A 17,040-nucleotide genomic window follows, 5' to 3' on the forward strand; every position below is an offset into this window, starting at 1 on the left:
CAATTTATTTATTATCATAATGATACCATTGGGCGAATTCTACTAAGTCTTTATCAGAGCAATCTATACTTTTTAGAACTTCTGCCAAAGCATCAATGTCTGTATTATCTCCCGATGATTCTACCATTCTGCCTTTACTTACTTCATAAATCAAATCCTCTTTTTCTTTCCCATCAATATTTCCCTTAAGTGTCAGTCTAACCTGAATAACTCTTCTTTCACTTGAAGCAAATACAAATGTTACCTCAAAATAATCATAGTCTATACCCTTTTCTCTAATAAAGCTTAAATAGTTACCATAAGATTTAATTTCTACACCCTGATCCTCTAAGTTTTCTGCTATTTGATTCATCTTTTCAGCTTCTTTTGCTGCTGTATCTTCTGTTGTTTGTTCTATAGAAGAATCTGTTGATTTTTCCTCTGAGCTTTTGTTAGAACCACAACCTGCAAGACTCATGGTTACACCCACTACTAGCAATGATAAAACTATCTTTTTCATTATTTTCCTCCTAATGTAATAAATAACGTCCAATTTTAGTTTAACACAGATTTTATATAGAATAAATTCTTTTTCTAGCAATATCATTTAAAATAAGAGGTATTTAAATGCATCATATCACTTTACCTCAAATATCGGCTAGCACGCTTCATCATGTAATCTGCGTTACCACCAACAACGTTTTGAGTAACTCTATTTGCATTATTAGTTGTATGATTGATATTATTGACAACTGTTGAAACAGCAGGTATAAACATTGCTGGCGTAGTAAATCTATTAGTCAACGCATTAAATGCTCCTTTGACATCAAGATTGTTTACCCTGTTCATAAAGTCAAGTCCAAAGGTTTTGACAGCAGATCTTCGCTGAACAAATTCGCCAGGAGTCAACATCGCTGGTACTGTATCTGTTCCTTCCTTTTTGAAGATACTAGTCAATCCTCCTGAAGCCAGATAGTTAGGAACGATACCTCCTGTTGCTCGTTTAAGTGGATTTATCGTTTCTACCTTGACGTACATTCCTTCTACAGCACTCTTAAATCCTTCCACTAGAGAATTTCCTAAATTAGTACCTATATTTCTGAAATTAGTCATAGCTGCAGAATCTTTTTTATTCATCTCGCTGATTACAGTATCAATTTCTTTAGGTATATTTTGAATTGTGTTGATAAGCCCTTCTGTTAGATTCGTTGTATATGAATCCCCAATTTTTTTAAAGGTTTCTATATGCCCCTTAAGAACAGTGATAAGGTTTGTAAATGCTGCGCCTATCGTTCCTGTTGGATTGATTTCATTATATTTTGCCATGATATTTAATGCAAAGCCTTCACCGAATTTTGAAAATTCCGGCAATAATTCATTCAATGTATCTGCTAATTTTGTAAAAGCATCTGCACTGCTAGTGATTTTTTCAGCATTATTATTTACTTTTTCATCAGCAACAAAGAGGCTAAGTTTTTCTAAACACTGTTTAACTGCTGTTATTTTCTTTTCAAATTCAACTGGATTTAAAAGAGGAACATCTTGTATTTTCGTTATTAAATCATTGAGTTGCTTAATCTTTTTAAGAGCTTTTTCAACTTTTTCTTCAAAAGTATCTGTTCCTTTCTGTGATACTGTTTGCGGTCCGAAATTAATATTCTGCCCTAATTGATTGTTAAGGCTTAAATTAGACTCTGATACTGTCATTAAATTAGTATTATCAGTAGTATCCGGGGTATTTGAACCTGAGGTATTACTTAACGTGAACTTATCAACAGCCTCCATAGCTTCAACAATCTGACCCATTGTTTTTTCAAATTTTTCTTTGCTTCCTTCATCAAAATTAAAATTCAAAGCTTTTGCAAACTGGTCTCCCATTAAATTTAGCTGTGTTAATTTATTCACTGCATTTGTAATAATAGACAATTGTTCATCCAATTTTTCTAATGTAAGAAACTCACCAGCTTCATTGGTAGGTGAAAAATCGGTAAGCAACACTTTACGGATGGTATCCTGCATGAGTTGGACTCTCTCTTCAAATGTTCCAAAGCTACTTTCATCAAACTCAAAGGCTAGAGCAGCTTTAAGCTTAGCCCCTAGTTCATTTAATTTCCCCAACTTATCAATTGCTTGTTGGATATCTCTTTCCATCGCCCAGGTCCAGTCAGGCATGTTGCTTCTGGTTCCATTTTCATCTCTAGGCGTAAAGTCGGTACTTAGGATTTCCTTGATTGCTTCTTTGATTCCTTTGATGGTCTCTTTCAGTTTAGTAACAGCATTCGCATCAAATGTAAATCCAATAGCTGTTTTCAAATGTCCAATCAATTTGCTTAGATACTCAGCCTTTTCAACTGTTGCTTTTAGAGTATTAACGTCCAACTTCATATTGAGATCAATTTTTTCAAAACCTTTTATAATATCCTGAACGTTCTGTAGCTTACTTATAACATCACTAAAATTTAATTCCGTTTTTTGGATTTTATCAAGCTGTTCCATGATTCCAACTAAGTGAGTTACATAGTTTTTAGCGTCTTCTGCAACCCCGTCATCGATATTATCACCTTTGAAGGCTCGTTTTACATCATCGAACCAACCTTTTGTTTTGGTAAAATATTCAAATGTTTTTTGAATCTCTTCGATTCTGTCTTTTAATCCTTCTGGATCTTTTATCTCAGTTTCTTCAAGCTTTTCGATGGATTTAGCTACATCAGCTAAATTCCCCACAGCTTTTGCCGCATCTTCTCCGATTTTCGTATCTGTTTTTCCTCCACTGAAAAACTGACCAATTTCTTTAAAGAAGCCTACTCCTTTTTTCAAGTATTCGAAGACGCTTTGAATTTCATTGATTTTCGATTCTATATTCGCAGGAATAGTAATATCCTCAAACTTTTGAAGTTCTTTTCCCACTTTTGCTAATTGGATAATTCCCTCAGCTACAACTGCAGTATTTAGAGCTCCTACAGCATTCTTGAATAAATCTAACACACCACCTAGATTAGCTGCAGTGAAATAACCGATTGCTGTCGTAACAGATTCTATTTTTCCTTTGATGCTTGAGGTATCATCTGGTACTTTCTGCTCTAACTGGTAGAGTGCTTCTGAAACATGCATCAATTCTTCTGCTACTAGAAAGACTGTTGCTAATCCTGCCCCAGCAATCAATGCGCCAACACCTGATGATACTAAAGCACCGACAACGCCGACTAGAACGCTCATGCCTCCGATTGCTATGCCAATATTGGCTAGCTTTGCTGCAACATTGGCAATGTCATCTGGTACTTTTTCATCGATTTGTTTCATTGCTTCAGCTGCTTTTGTGAGGAGCGTTATAATACCCTCGATAGATGCCAACCCAGCCATAGCCATCTCTGGTTTCTTTTCAGCTAACAAGCCGACAACGCCAACAAGAATACCCATTCCTCCGATGGCAGCACCCATAGCTAGAAGTTTTCCACCTAGACTGCCAAAATCACCTGGTACTTTGGCAGCAATTTGTCCCATTGCTTCTGCTGTTTCACCTAATAAGCTACTAAGATCACGAATCATTTTAAAGCCAGCTTTTGCTTCTTTAGGATGATCCTTCGCTAATTTTCCTGCTATCGCTACTAGGACACCCATTCCGCCTATTGCAATGCCCATACTTCCTAAGCGAGAACCCATTTCACCAAAATCGGATGGCACTTTTGTCACAATTTGACTCATCGTTTCTGCTGCTTCTTCTAATAATTTACCGATTTCTCGGATCATTTGAAACCCTTTTTTCGCTTCTTTGGGATTGTCTTTCGCTAATTTCCCAGCGATGGCGATTAAAACACCCATTCCTCCGATCGCGATGCCCATACTTCCTAAACGAGAACCCATCTCTCCAAAGTCTGCTGGCACTTTGGAGACAATTTGACTCATCGTTTCTGCTGCTTCTTCTAATAATTTACCGATTTCTCGGATCATTTGGAAGCCTTTTTTCGCTTCTTTAGGGTTATCTTGAGCTAGTTTGCCTGCGATGGCAATTAAAATACCCATTCCACCGATTGCGATGCCCATGCTTCCTAAACGAGAACCCATTTCTCCAAGATCTGCTGGCACTTTGGCAGCAATTTGACTCATCGTTTCGGCCGTTTCTTCTAATAATTTGCCGATTTCTCGAATCATTTGGAACCCTTTTTTTGCTTCTTTAGGATTATCTTGGGCCAGCTTTCCTGCTATCCCTACTAATATACCCATTCCTACGATGGCGATCCCCATACTTCCTAAACGAGAACCCATTTCTCCAAGATCTGCTGGAACCTTTGTGGCGATTTGACTCATCGTTTCGGCTGCTTCTTCCAGTAGTTTGCCGATTTCTCGAATCATTTGGAACCCTTTTTTCGCTTCTTTGGGATTATCTTGCGCTAGTTTTCCTGCTATCCCTACTAATACGCCCATTCCTACTATAGCGATTCCCATGTTTCCTAATCGAGCACCCATCGACCCTAAATCTGATGGCACTTTAGCGGCGATTTGGCTCATCGTCTCCGCTGCTTCTTCTAATAGCTTGCCAATGTCTCGAATCGTTTTAAAGCCTGTTTTTGCTACTTTTGCATCACTACTTGCCAATTTGCCAGCTATCGCTACTAATGCTCCCATTCCTACGATGGCGATCCCCATATTTCCTAAACGAGCGCCCATTGATCCTAAATCTGATGGTACTTTTACAGCAATTTGGCTCATGGTCTCCGCTGCGTCTCCCAATAGTTCTCCGATATCTTGAATCGTTTTAAAACCTGTTTGGGCTTTTTTCCCATCGCCACTGGCTAATGCACCAGCTATAACCGCTATGGTCCCCATTCCTACTATAGCGATTCCCATATTTCCTAATTTTGGCCCAATTTTGCTTAAATCGGATGGCACTTTATCGTTAACTTCTTTGAGCGCTGTTGCCCCTGATCCTATGGATTTAGCTGCATCTTCTATAAAACTGAATCCTTTAAATTCACTTAAGCTTTTTTCAAGTTTTTTAACGCTTGATTGAACTTTACTTTTCTCTATTTTTAATTGTTTGATTTTACTGTCTATTTTAGAAAGCTGCTTTGCGATTTCTTCAGAGTTGGATTTCATATCTATTGATATTTTTTCTATTGCCACTCTGCCGCCTCCTTTCTTATTTTGTTATGTGGATCTTTTTCTGATACTAAACAAAAAAAACATGGCAACAAGCTCATGCTTTTTCTAAATATTATATTTTTTTCTAGTATTCACTTATCACTTCTTTCACAGAATATTTTCTCTAAACTAAAACTAAAGACTGTATATATCTGCGTCTTTACTCACAATAAAAAAATACTGATAGATCTTTTACTATCAACAGATATTGTAACTATTTACTGATAATACCATTCTATAGCAGAATTCAAATCTGAAAGTTCGGAAATCATTCAGAATATACTTCTTTATGGATTATGTGTGCACTTATCCGAACATGACTAGATTCATCATTAATTTCTGTTATTTATTTACTGATATTCCAATCAAAAAGTGTTATTATTGTATCTATGAGTAACATACTTTCTTTTTAGTTCCTGCAAAATACTTATTTTACAGAAATGAGGATTTAACATGAAAAATTTGAAAATTATAAGCTTCTTTTTGTTAGGCAGTTTAATATTAGCTGCCTGTGAAAGCTCTAGTAATACTTCTTCTCCCAACAAGCCTATTGAAAAAACTACTCAAACTAAACAAACAGAAAACACGCAACAAGCAACTAGTGAACATTCTGTTGATGAAACGAGTGGTTTAGAAAATCTGGATGTAGCTATGGAAAAACTAAAAACCGGAAATATTACTGAAATTTCTGGCAGTGACTTTATTGTTGGAGAAGATATTGAGCCTGGACGTTATATTATCCAACCTAAGGATAGAACCACTGTACAAGTAAGGATTTATGAAAATGATGGAAGCTCCTTATCATACCAACTGGGGAAAGAAACAAAAGATTTAAAAGCATTTAAATTAGATATAGGTAATCGAATCTCATTAGCCAATAAAAGTGATATTTTGGCGGCAGAACTTTTAAATGATAATTTCTCAAACCTTTCAAAAAATGAAATTGCTTATGTTTCCGGTAGCGATACAGTTGTTGGCACAGATTTAGCTTCGGGAACTTACACAATTAAACCTATTGGTGATAAAAAAGTACGAATACGAATTTATCATAACAAAGAAAACTCCCAAATATATACTCTTGGAGAAGGAAAAGAAGAGTTAACATCTTTCAAGTTAAATCAAGGTGATAAAATTAAATTGGCTGTAAAAAGTGATGTACTGGCACTAACTCGAACTAAATAAGGAGTATTTTTTGTGAATAAAATAAAAATTATAGGGTTCTTTTTGTTAGGCAGTTTAATATTAGTTGCCTGCGAAAGCTCTAGTAATACTTCTTCTCCTAACAAACCTACTCAAACTAAACAAACAGAAAACACGCAACAAGCAACTAGTGAACATTCTGTTGATGAAACAAGTAGTTTTGAAAATCTAGATATAGCTATGGAAAAACTCATAACCGGAGACATCACTGAAATTTCTGGTAGTGATTTTATTGTTGGAGAAGATATTGAGCCTGGACGTTATATTATCAGACCCGCTGAAAATGAGCCTGTACAATTCAAAATACATTATAGTAATGGAGAGTCTCAGACTTACTATTTAGGAGTATCTACAAAAGAACTGGCAGCTTTCAAATTATCTAAAAGTGATCGCATTGAGTTAACAGTTAAAAGAATGATATTAGAGGCAGAACTTTTAAATGATCCTCTTCCTAATCTAGCCAAAGGTGAAACTGCTTATACTTCTGGCAATGATGTGGCTGTAGGTGAAGATTTACCTGCAAGACAATATACAATTAAACCTATAGAAAATGAAAAAGTCCAATTTAAAATTTATCATAAAGATGGAAACCCTCAATTATATTATCTAGGAAAATCTACAAAAAATTTAAAAGCTTTTAAATTAGTAGATGGAGATCGAATTGCGATTACTTCTAAACAAAATATTTTAGAGATGACAAGAACTAAGTAATTTGCTAATAAAGCTAAAAACACACTCTTTCTTTTGAATATAGGCTCTTTGTCAACTAATGTTGGTGAAGAAAATCTAAAGAATTAAATCAATGATGAAGCCTAGAGGGAAATTCCTCTAGGTTTTTCTATTTGGTTGAAAAAGAATAGTACCAAAGCATAAAGTAATCCTCAATTTAAAATTATAGAAGTTGCGGAAGCCGTAGGCATTTCTCTTTAATACTTTGATATGGTTATTCAAGCATTCTAACGGTCCGTTGGAATAAGGCAAATCCAACGCATTTTTAATGCCCGTTTGAACTTTTTTAAAGGTAGTAATGGTTGTTTGATAATAAGCTGGAAGCCTAGAATAATCTTGTTCTAATAACGCGTGAAACCGTGTGTAATCTCTTGTTTGTATGGCATAGAGAAAATCCTGATAACAGGTATAGCCAGCTTTTAATTCTTCATCATAGGCAAGTAACCGATCCACGAGTTCGGTTTCTGTTAAATAAGCACGGAAGGAAGGATGCCATTGGCGTTTTTCAAAATTGAGCTTCGATTGATTCTTTTGAAGTAGTTTCCAGTATTTCTTCAAGTGACGGTATTTTTTGGCTTCTACAGATCCTTGATGGAGAAAGGTATTCATTCGTTGAATACGGTGTTTTAAGAACGTTCGCCCGATGTGTTGCACAATATGAAAGCGATCAAGAACAATCTGAGCCTTGGGAAATAGTTTCTTAATTAAAGAAAAATAAGGCGTATACATATCGCAAACAATGTATTTTACACCTTCACGAACAGATAAAGAAAATCGTGAGAAATAGCGTTCTAAAAAAGGCAACTGGCGGTTTTCAACGACATCGAGTAATTGCTTTGTTTGTCCATCCATCATAATGAAACTCATAGAGGCAGCGACTTGTTTCACTGATTTAAATTCATCAAAACAAAGAACTTCTGGCAAGATGAGTCGATTGATTTTTTTTGGTTCGTAAAACTGTTTCAATACGCGATAAACAGAGGAAACAGAGACCTTCTTTTGACGGGCAATTTCGCTCATAGACGAAGTGTTTCGTAGACGCTCGGCAATCGAAAGCTTGACTTTCTTAGAAATCGAGCAACACTTTTCGATAAGACTTGTTTCAGCGACAAAAGTTCTATCACAAGAATGGCAGAAGAAACGACGTTTCTTCAAGCGTAAGTATGTTTGGTATTCAGAGACATCATTCAGTAAAATCAGACACGTTGTAAAGCTCCAAAGAATAATCGATCCGTTTTCTTTGGCACCACAATGATGACAGGAGTGAGCGGAATAGTCCAATGTACCAGAAAATACGTGGCAGATTCGTCCTTTGATTCGTTCCTTTTTTAAAGAATTTTCATTAAAAGTAATATTTAAGTCTAGAATATCTAAGGTATTTTTGATAAGATTTGTATAGGACATCTTGATTTCCTCCTTTTGATTGGTTTTAGTCGACTTAATTCTAAAGGATATCAGGGTGTCTTTTCTATTATTTTGCATTAAAAAGATGCCAGTGATTTCTCACCAACATCAGAAAGTATAGAGCCTGAATATAAAAGAAAGAGTGTGTTTTCACTATTCATAACATTTTTCACTGAACCAATTAATCCGCCAAATCATCATTTGTATAAAACAAAACAGCGTACTCTTTTGGTTTCTTCACTTTGCGCTTCGTTTCATTCCCAAGCGATTTCCATTCTAGAAAATTACTATAACTTTCTTCGTTTGCATATTGCCCGTAAGCCACCAATAATTCAGCAACGCCCCACTCATCTAAGATAATATTCGGGCGTTGCTTTAACACTTTGGCTACATAATGAGCCATGTACGTGTAAATATTCAAATTCGCAAAAAATGTTTCCGATTCTTTTTCTACTGAAGTCTCATTTTCACATGCTTGTCTGTAGATTAACCGAAAAAAACATCTGCTTCATTAAAGACTTCTGGATGATTTTCCATGATTTTGTTTAGGTTTTCGATCACAGAGAATGGCAGCATATACTCGCCCATCTGATCGTCGATCCCTAAGAATGTTGCAACTAAATTGTAGATAGCTAAATGAATTTCATCACCTGCACCTACAAAAACAGATAACAATTCTTCTTTGCTAAAGTCTTCCATATCGCCATTTTCCTTCAACTTATTGAAAAATGGGATAATTTTCATGATCGCATCAACAATTCTTAAATCTGAACGTGGTGTGATCGTGATATCTCCAAACGCAACGCTGAAAACATAATAAGATCCGACCTCTTTAGCGCCTTCCGGTTTTTGTTCAAAATGAGTTTGAGGGACACGAAATCTCACGCTATAGTCCGCTTTTTTCACTTCGGTTTTATTTGCATCACCGATCACTGACACCTCTTGATCTTTTACCACCGCAAAAGGGGTATCATTTTCATTCGTTTTTTTCAAATTATTGCTGATTGCTAAAAAATCAGCGGCTTTCATGCCTTTTTCTTCCATCTCTGTTCCTCCTAATTTTAAAAGCTGAAAGAGCTTGGTCAGCCTTGACTGGAAAATAGGAAAAAATAACTGAGATGGTTTTTGCCTCATTTATTTTTTCTCTTTTTCCCGAAAGGCTAGCTCTTGAAGCTAAATGATTTATATTACTCTGCTACACGGTACATTTCAAAGAAGTTACCATTTTTATCGCGTTGTACTGAAATTGTAAACTCAAAAGTAGTTTCTTCGTTATTCACAGTTCCAGGGAATGACGTGATCAAGACGTTGTTATAAACATAGTTTTGTTTCACACCATCTGTTTGTTCTTGTGTAAATGACATACGCACACGACGTGCATCTAAGACATCTTCATTTCCAACAAAGTGCTCTACATCAACTTTTTTCGGATAACTGATCACTAGATCTTTTCCTACTAATGATTTATGGAATAAGATTTTTCCATCTGCTAAAACGATAAATTGTTTTTCGTTGATTTCAACTACTGCTGGTGTGTTAACGCGATTCAATAGTGATTCTGTAACATTACAGCTGTCGGCAATCGCAGCTGATGTAAAGGCACATTCGTCCATATTCATATCTGCAAGTTGAACATAGCCGTAATCCACGCCATCGATCGTAGTAGCAGAAACTGCTTTTTCAGCTGTTTGAATCAACCAGCCGCTTGTCAATGTTCCTTTAGACATCAAAGGGTTCAATTTCCAATAGTTCGCAGTTGCACTCTTACCAGTTAATGTTCTTTCAATTGCAATACTTGTTGCATCGTAGCCTGCACCAAAACAGCTTGCTTCAACTGGGTCAACGGTTAATTCTCCAGCAAATTCATCGATACAGCCGATCTTAACAACATCATTGACTTCAAAATCTTCAATACTGTTATAAACATAGATCGAAGAAAAACCAATCGTTGAAATAATCGAATTTTCTGGTGTTACATCCACATGAATGATAATCCCATTTTCGCCTGCTGCCCAACCTGCACCACTTCCAGCTTCAGAGAGTTTAGATAAATCGATCACTACAGGATGGAACCCGGCACCTTGTACCGTTACTTGTTTTTGATAGATATCTGAATCTGATTGATTTTGATCTGCAATATCAGAAATAGCTGTGTCAACTCTATACGTTCCAGCTGCTGGGAAGTGAAGGTAATACGTGATCACACCCGCTGCGAATTCTGTCGCATCTGCATTGACTGCAAATGAAGCGCCTGATGCGGATCCAGCAGCATTCATAACCGTCAATGTTCCTGAATTTTTGCATCCTTCCGCTAAACAATTAAACATATCTTCTGGTGTGCTGTAAACATTGTAAACTGCACTGGTTCCGTTATAATCGATATAATTTTTTGTATTTACTTTTACACAGCTGTCGATATCCGTTAATACGGCAAAATCAACTTCCATTAATTTATTTAATGATTTCATCCCAATTTTAGAAATCAATGTATCATTGCTACATCTTGTCATTTATAATTCCCCCTATTATTGATTATTTTGAACGACACGTGTTGCATCGCGCTCATATCTTCCGCCATTTTTTTGGTTTAATATTTGTAATTTTCTTTGAATAAATACTTGTGCATCAACAGTATCTTTTTTAGCAATTTCTTTTACTTTTTTCTCTTTTGCCATTTTCTTTCCTCCTAATTTTAAAAGCGTAGCAGGCTCGTTCAACTCCGAACGAGAAATAGAAAATTAGGACTGAGATGTTTTTTGTCTCATTCATAATTTATCTTTTCTCTGAGGAGTTAGCTTGCATAGCTAGATAATTTTAAAACGTAGCAGCCTCTTTCAGCCCGCTTTAAACATTTTTACATTCTGTCCATCCAAGCTATACATCTGCTTCAGCAGAAATTCGCCATCTTGCTCCATTACGTTATACACTTCACCTACATAAAAAGTCTTGACCTGTCCGCTAGGTAAAACCATTCGAGCTTCACGCTGAAATGTATGCTTAGACACTTGCCGACTGCCGCAAGACGAACAGCCTGATTTTTTCACTTGATTCTTGATTCCCAGAAATTGGATTTTCATCTTTTCGCCTCCAATTATTGTCTTTTTTTCTTAGTAAACGAAGATTCATTCATCAATAATTTCTATAGCCAAGTAAGAGATTTTTTTTGTGTGACCACCACAGGACTTACAAACTTTTTCTGTATAGTCAACACCTAACGATATTAATTCATTTGCTAATTGCTCCGAATAGGGTCTTTCAATCTTAATAGTTTGTAAGGTCTGGTTAAACACTTCATCATTACCTAATTCATATTTTTCACCAGGACTTAAACGAACATGGCTATAGGCTATCCTGCCATTTTTTTGGTAGGCTACATTTAATGTAGTGACTGTGTCGATTACACTGACCAATTTAAAATACTTACTCATAGGTATCCTCGCTTTTTTCTCTTACTTATACTCTTTTTTATTGATTTGAACCTTCTGTTTACGTGTCCTATACAAATCTCTTTTGATGTGCGATCGTCACATCATGATCTATATAAACGTAGACAAATTTTTTATCCGCTTATTCGATTCTTTGGATATTTGTAAAAATCTATCTGCCGGAATTTTCGGGATTTGTCTCATACGATAACTTGAATTATTACAGCGTGCTTGACTGGAAGTAGACTTATTTTGAGCTTCCGTCAGCCAGTGCTCTCATAACTAGTTTTCGATAAAATCATCTTATACTAAATAGTGTTTCTAAAAATTCGGACATCGTTCATATTTTGTACTTCGTCTGAATGTCAGACAACAAATCCGGACGCATTTTTCTAGGCAAGAATTTATTTATCAAAAAAGATTCAACGATTTATGCTGTTGTTTATTTTTTGATACTATCATCTTACAATGGAAATTTGTTCCAAAAATCCGACTATCGTTCACAGTTTAGATAGTCAAGTGTAACTCTTTTGCGACTTGTAAAAAGAACCAGTCCCGTAATTCAAACGCTTTTGTTCTACCAACAAAAATCAGGCCATTTGTAATCAAACCTTGAATCGTGTATTTTGGCATGCGCCGCATATATAGTTCTTGAATAATCATTTTAGTATCATCACAACACTCATCCAATATAGTAGAAACAACACGTTTATTCCTTTCTAGTGCAGCTAATCTTTGATCCTGCTCGATGGTGATCATTAATCGATCTTGAACGTCATAAGCTTGTCTACTTCCTTTGATCCCTGCATTTAAATCACTTTCACGATGAGGATATCTTAATTCCTCTTCACGTTGTTTGATATATTCTTCAATCCTGGGGTAATCTCCTAAAATATCCTTAATGTAGTTAAATGTTGATTTTCTCATCTTTTTTCCTCCTTTTAATCTTCTCATCTTCGCTATTGCTACCAACACAGCGACTCCTTTTTTTGACTATCATTGAATAAAAAGTTAAAACGAACTATTTCTAGCCAATACGATCATTCGATCACATCGTAAATATGTCTAATCAAACGTTTTTTTTGTTTGATAAAACAATCTTACTGTAAATTACTGCTTTTTTTCTTTTAAAATCCTGTCAATTTCCTCCCATATGATTTTATCTACTACTTTAGATCAAAAAAACAGACGTAGTCAGAAATATTTTTGAAAGTTAAGCTCTCAAAAATACTTGTGATTAACGTCTGTTCTATATGTGATCGATCATTTCAATTTGTTGATTAATTAAGATTCTTTCCCTATTACGTATTTTTTTCATACCCATATAATTTTAGTTTACCTGAAAGATACTCACCTAAGTAAATTTCATTAACGCCTTTGTAATCTTCACTTTGCACTTGCTCCGATAACCAATCAATGTCTTTATCGATCAATTCCAATACGTCATAATTTGCCTGACCATCTACAATAATCGGATACCTAATATTTTCATCTCCGAATTCTATGATCGTTAATTGACCATTTTGTTCTAAGACGGCTCTTTTTACATTTTCAACTTCATAAATAGCATTAGCTCTTAATTTAAACATTAATTCATTAGCTGAAATACCGCATCTTAAACACTCACTCACATCAACCTTTCCATCTTTGATCAATGTAATTGGTCTGCCATCCACAATATACTTCACATATCGATTGTGTTCTTTCGCAAACTTAACAGTCAATACAAGCAACGTCCAAATAATCAGAACTAAAACAAACTGTAAAACACCAATTGAATCATTGTAGATCACACCCCCGATAATTCCCCCAAGGACATAATTTTGAACTTGATCCATTGCAGAAGATGGTGCTAGGTTCCCTTTTCCCATTAAATTGATTTGAATAATTAAACAAATAATCCCCAAGCCAAGTTTGATAATGATTGGGCTATAAACTTGCATGATATCTTCCTTTCTATTCTATTATTTCGTAATTGAAATTTCTGGATTCATCAAATATGCTTCTTCTAAGATGTAAGAGTTTTGGTCTCCACTTAATGTTGTTTTATAATAGCTATCTCCAATTTTTACAAGTGTTCCATCAACTAACTGAGTTGAATTTACAAGAACTTCTTCTTTATCAACACCTTTTTCTCTTGATATCTGTTTCACAAAGTTGACCATTTGAGATGATTGTGAATTTTTGCTTTGATTTTGTGTGTAATCAGAATACTGTACACCCAGTAAGAACAGTAGTAGCAAAAATGTGATAATACTCAAATCACGGTATTTAGTTTGAATACGATGACGCATATACAAACTAAAGGCAATGATTAAGACGATCAAAGCACCAAAAATAAAGAAATATTTGATATAATCGTTTAAATTTGATTGTGTCTCTAAATAGTCTATACCGTAAAAATTCAATAAAAACTCCTCCAAAAAATTAGTCTATAGAATATGTAGTAGTATATCATGTTTTAAAAATCAAAAGTAATAAAATACTTACTTACCTAGCCTATGATCCATTGCTAAACCTATGCAAAATATAGAGGTTGAAACAAAAGTAACAAGTACTTTTATGCCAACCTCCTGTTCTTTATTTAACTATAAGCCAATCACCAATTTATCTCTTTTTCCCTCTAGAAAAGACCGCGATACAACCGTTTCCTGTATGGCTAGTAATGGTTGGTCCCAGCGGATGTAAGCGAATCTCTTTGACTTGGATTTTTTCTTCGATCATCTCTTTAACTTTCTCCGCACTTTCCAAATCACCAGCATAAGCTATAAATACCGTTTGTTTTAACGGTTCGATCATTCCTTGAACGGTCTCATCAGCTAGCTTCTTCAATGCTTTACCGCGACCGCGGACTTTTCCAATATTTTGCAGTTTCCCTTGTTCATCTACTACAATAATTGGTTTAACATTCATTAATCCACCGATTGCTGCTGCGGCTTTTGAGATTCTACCACCACGCTCTAGATGCTTTAGATCATCTACAGTGACCCAAGAATGAACTGTCATTTTATTTTCAGATAACCACAATAAAATATCTTCTAAAGAATGACCATCTTCTTTCAATTGAATCACTTCACTGACTAGTAACCCTTCGCCTAAACTAGCTGCTTTTGTATCAATTACATAAATCTCTGCATCACTGTATTCTTCCTTCAATATGTCAACAGCCTGCATCGCACTTTGATAAGAGCCACTCAGCCCAGAAGAAAAAGCTAAGTACAATATCGGCGTTTTCTTTTCTACAAATGGTCTAAAAAATTCAATATAGCGACCCACATTTACTTGAGAAGTAGTCGGCATGCCGCCTGTTTTTATTTCTTGTAAAAACCAATCATAGTCAAACGTTTTCCCTAAATCATCGACCAGTTCTTTTCCATTTAATTGAATGGTCATACTAATAAAATCAACATCATTGGCTTCTAAATATGTATATGGTAAATCACAACATGAATCTGTCATTAATTTAAATGTCATTTTTAAATCCTCCCTAACTGTTTTTCTATTTTAACATATAATTATTGGATACTCATGCTTTATTAAAATCAAACCCGACTAAAAAAGACCGTATTTTGGATAAAAATGACTAAAAAAACGAGAGACATTTTAGTACGTTGTCTCTCGTTTGCTTTTTAGATTTAAATTTGTGCCCAAACGCTTTCTAATACATTTGTTTGATTACGGTCTGGACCTACTGAGAATGTTGAAATACGCACGCCAACTAATTCAGAAATACGGTGCACATAGTTTCTTGCATTTGCTGGAAGATCAGCTAATGTTTTGCATCCTGTAATGTCTTCTGACCAGCCTGGCAGCTCTTCATAGACTGGTTTACAGCGGCTCAATTCTTTCAAGCTAGCTGGATAATGATAAATCAACTCACCATCTAATTCATAGGCTGTACAGATTTTGACCGTGTCTAAACCACTTAAAACATCAATCGAATTCAATGATAAATTCGTAATACCTGATACGCGTTTAGAGTGACGCATCACAACAGTATCAAACCAGCCCACACGACGTGGACGACCTGTTGTTGTACCATATTCTTTCCCAACTCTGCGAATTGTTTCTCCTGTTTCGTCAAACAATTCTGTAGGGAATGGGCCATCGCCAACACGTGATGTGTAAGCTTTACAAACGCCAACGACTTTATTGATCTTAGAAGGACCAACACCGCTTCCGATCGTAACGCCTCCAGCAACTGGATTTGATGATGTAACGAAAGGATAGGTTCCTTGGTCGATATCCAACATAACACCTTGTGCGCCTTCAAATAATACGCGTTTACCTGCATCTAATGCATCATTTAAAATAACAGAAGTGTCTGTTACGTATTGTTTGATTTGTTGGCCGTACTCATAATATTCTTCGAAAATATCTTCAAAAGCAATTGGTTCGCTATCGAACATTTTTACAAATTGACGGTTTTTTTCTTCTAGATTGATTTTCAAGCGTTCTTCAAAAATCTCTTTATCTAGTAAATCTGCTACACGAATCCCTACACGAGCTGCTTTATCCATGTATGCAGGACCAATCCCTTTGATTGTTGTACCAATTTTATTTTCGCCTTTAGCATCTTCTTGCAATTGATCCAATTGGATATGATAAGGTAAAATCACATGGGCACGGTCAGAAATACGTAAATTATCTGTTGTGACATTATTATCTTTTAAATAAGCCAGTTCTTTTACTAAAGATTTTGGATTAACTACAACGCCATTTCCGATTACGCTGATCTTGTCTTTGTAAAAGATACCTGAAGGAATCAAGTGTAGTTTATAAGTAACACCATCAAATTTAATGGTATGACCTGCATTATCTCCGCCTTGATAACGTGCGATGACCTCAGCATTCTCACTTAAAAAATCCGTGATCTTTCCTTTTCCTTCATCGCCCCACTGCGTTCCGACTACTACAACTGATGACATTCGAACACCTCGTTCTAAATTATTTTGTCCTGATTCATTGTACCAAGAAAGCAGAACGCTTTCAAGGAAAAATCGAATATTATCATTTTAGAAAAACAAAAAACACTTAAAACACGAACATTAACTAGTATTAAAAAAAACATTAGATAAAAAAGCGAATAATATTTACTTGTACTGGGAATGAAAGGAAGTTGGCTCATTCTTTTTGAAGCCCGTTATCTAAAAATAATAAATTT

Annotated in this window: 16 protein-coding genes; 2 read left to right on the forward strand and 14 right to left on the reverse strand. The window is 35.5% G+C overall.

The window, feature by feature from the left end; all coding sequences use genetic code 11:
* Positions 1 to 4: 4 nt before the first annotated feature.
* Both I583_RS14130 and I583_RS14135 read right to left on the reverse strand, forming a co-directional pair.
* Positions 5 to 499, reverse strand: a complete 495-nt coding sequence (locus I583_RS14130; protein WP_010762097.1) for a peptidylprolyl isomerase — start codon at positions 497 to 499, stop codon at positions 5 to 7.
* A gap of 122 nt (positions 500 to 621) precedes the next feature.
* Positions 622 to 5,100, reverse strand: coding sequence for a phage tail family protein (locus I583_RS14135; RefSeq protein WP_010762098.1), 4,479 nt, complete (start codon positions 5,098 to 5,100; stop codon positions 622 to 624).
* A 471-nt stretch (positions 5,101 to 5,571) separates the two neighbouring features.
* Between I583_RS14135 and I583_RS14140 the strand changes: the two genes are divergently transcribed.
* The gene (locus I583_RS14140) at positions 5,572 to 6,300 is read left to right on the forward strand and encodes a hypothetical protein (protein ID WP_010762099.1); all 729 of its coding nucleotides are present in this window, start codon (positions 5,572 to 5,574) and stop codon (positions 6,298 to 6,300) included.
* A gap of 12 nt (positions 6,301 to 6,312) precedes the next feature.
* Complete coding sequence (locus I583_RS14145) at positions 6,313 to 7,029, forward strand: hypothetical protein (protein ID WP_016249911.1); 717 nt, start codon at positions 6,313 to 6,315, stop codon at positions 7,027 to 7,029.
* Between the two features lie 117 nt (positions 7,030 to 7,146).
* On the opposite strand, the gene I583_RS14150 is transcribed toward I583_RS14145, so the two are convergent.
* The 12 genes from I583_RS14150 to I583_RS14200 form a co-directional block, all read right to left on the reverse strand.
* Positions 7,147 to 8,451: an ISL3 family transposase gene (locus tag I583_RS14150; protein ID WP_010763307.1), complete on the reverse strand. Its 1,305-nt coding sequence runs from the start codon at positions 8,449 to 8,451 to the stop codon at positions 7,147 to 7,149.
* Between the two features lie 181 nt (positions 8,452 to 8,632).
* Positions 8,633 to 8,854 carry a hypothetical protein gene (locus I583_RS14155; protein WP_174270363.1) on the reverse strand — a complete coding sequence of 74 codons (222 nt, stop codon included), beginning with the start codon at positions 8,852 to 8,854 and terminating at the stop codon, positions 8,633 to 8,635.
* Between the two features lie 83 nt (positions 8,855 to 8,937).
* Positions 8,938 to 9,495: a hypothetical protein gene (locus tag I583_RS14160; protein ID WP_010762103.1), complete on the reverse strand. Its 558-nt coding sequence runs from the start codon at positions 9,493 to 9,495 to the stop codon at positions 8,938 to 8,940.
* A 143-nt stretch (positions 9,496 to 9,638) separates the two neighbouring features.
* The gene (locus I583_RS14165; protein ID WP_010762104.1) at positions 9,639 to 10,961 is read right to left on the reverse strand and encodes a hypothetical protein; all 1,323 of its coding nucleotides are present in this window, start codon (positions 10,959 to 10,961) and stop codon (positions 9,639 to 9,641) included.
* A 15-nt stretch (positions 10,962 to 10,976) separates the two neighbouring features.
* The gene (locus tag I583_RS16905; RefSeq protein WP_010762105.1) at positions 10,977 to 11,126 is read right to left on the reverse strand and encodes a hypothetical protein; all 150 of its coding nucleotides are present in this window, start codon (positions 11,124 to 11,126) and stop codon (positions 10,977 to 10,979) included.
* Positions 11,127 to 11,285: 159 nt separating this feature from the next.
* Complete coding sequence (locus I583_RS14170; RefSeq protein ID WP_010762106.1) at positions 11,286 to 11,528, reverse strand: hypothetical protein; 243 nt, start codon at positions 11,526 to 11,528, stop codon at positions 11,286 to 11,288.
* A gap of 45 nt (positions 11,529 to 11,573) precedes the next feature.
* A complete protein-coding gene (locus I583_RS14175) occupies positions 11,574 to 11,879 on the reverse strand; it encodes a hypothetical protein (RefSeq protein ID WP_010762107.1) in 306 nt (101 codons plus the stop codon).
* A 504-nt stretch (positions 11,880 to 12,383) separates the two neighbouring features.
* Complete coding sequence (locus I583_RS14180) at positions 12,384 to 12,803, reverse strand: RinA family phage transcriptional regulator (protein WP_010762108.1); 420 nt, start codon at positions 12,801 to 12,803, stop codon at positions 12,384 to 12,386.
* Between the two features lie 374 nt (positions 12,804 to 13,177).
* Positions 13,178 to 13,819, reverse strand: a complete 642-nt coding sequence (locus I583_RS14185; RefSeq protein WP_010762109.1) for a DUF421 domain-containing protein — start codon at positions 13,817 to 13,819, stop codon at positions 13,178 to 13,180.
* A 21-nt stretch (positions 13,820 to 13,840) separates the two neighbouring features.
* On the reverse strand, positions 13,841 to 14,284 hold the full coding sequence (locus I583_RS14190; protein ID WP_010762110.1) for a DUF3290 domain-containing protein: 444 nt from the start codon (positions 14,282 to 14,284) through the stop codon (positions 13,841 to 13,843).
* A 199-nt stretch (positions 14,285 to 14,483) separates the two neighbouring features.
* Positions 14,484 to 15,350, reverse strand: coding sequence for a DegV family protein (locus tag I583_RS14195; RefSeq protein ID WP_010762111.1), 867 nt, complete (start codon positions 15,348 to 15,350; stop codon positions 14,484 to 14,486).
* 161 nt (positions 15,351 to 15,511) lie between these two features.
* Positions 15,512 to 16,804 (reverse strand): adenylosuccinate synthase, encoded by a 1,293-nt coding sequence (locus I583_RS14200; RefSeq protein ID WP_010762112.1) that lies wholly within the window; start codon positions 16,802 to 16,804, stop codon positions 15,512 to 15,514.
* Between the last annotated feature and the right edge of the window lie 236 nt (positions 16,805 to 17,040).

Source organism: Enterococcus haemoperoxidus ATCC BAA-382 (genome assembly GCF_000407165.1).
Taxonomy (GTDB): domain Bacteria; phylum Bacillota; class Bacilli; order Lactobacillales; family Enterococcaceae; genus Enterococcus_L; species Enterococcus_L haemoperoxidus.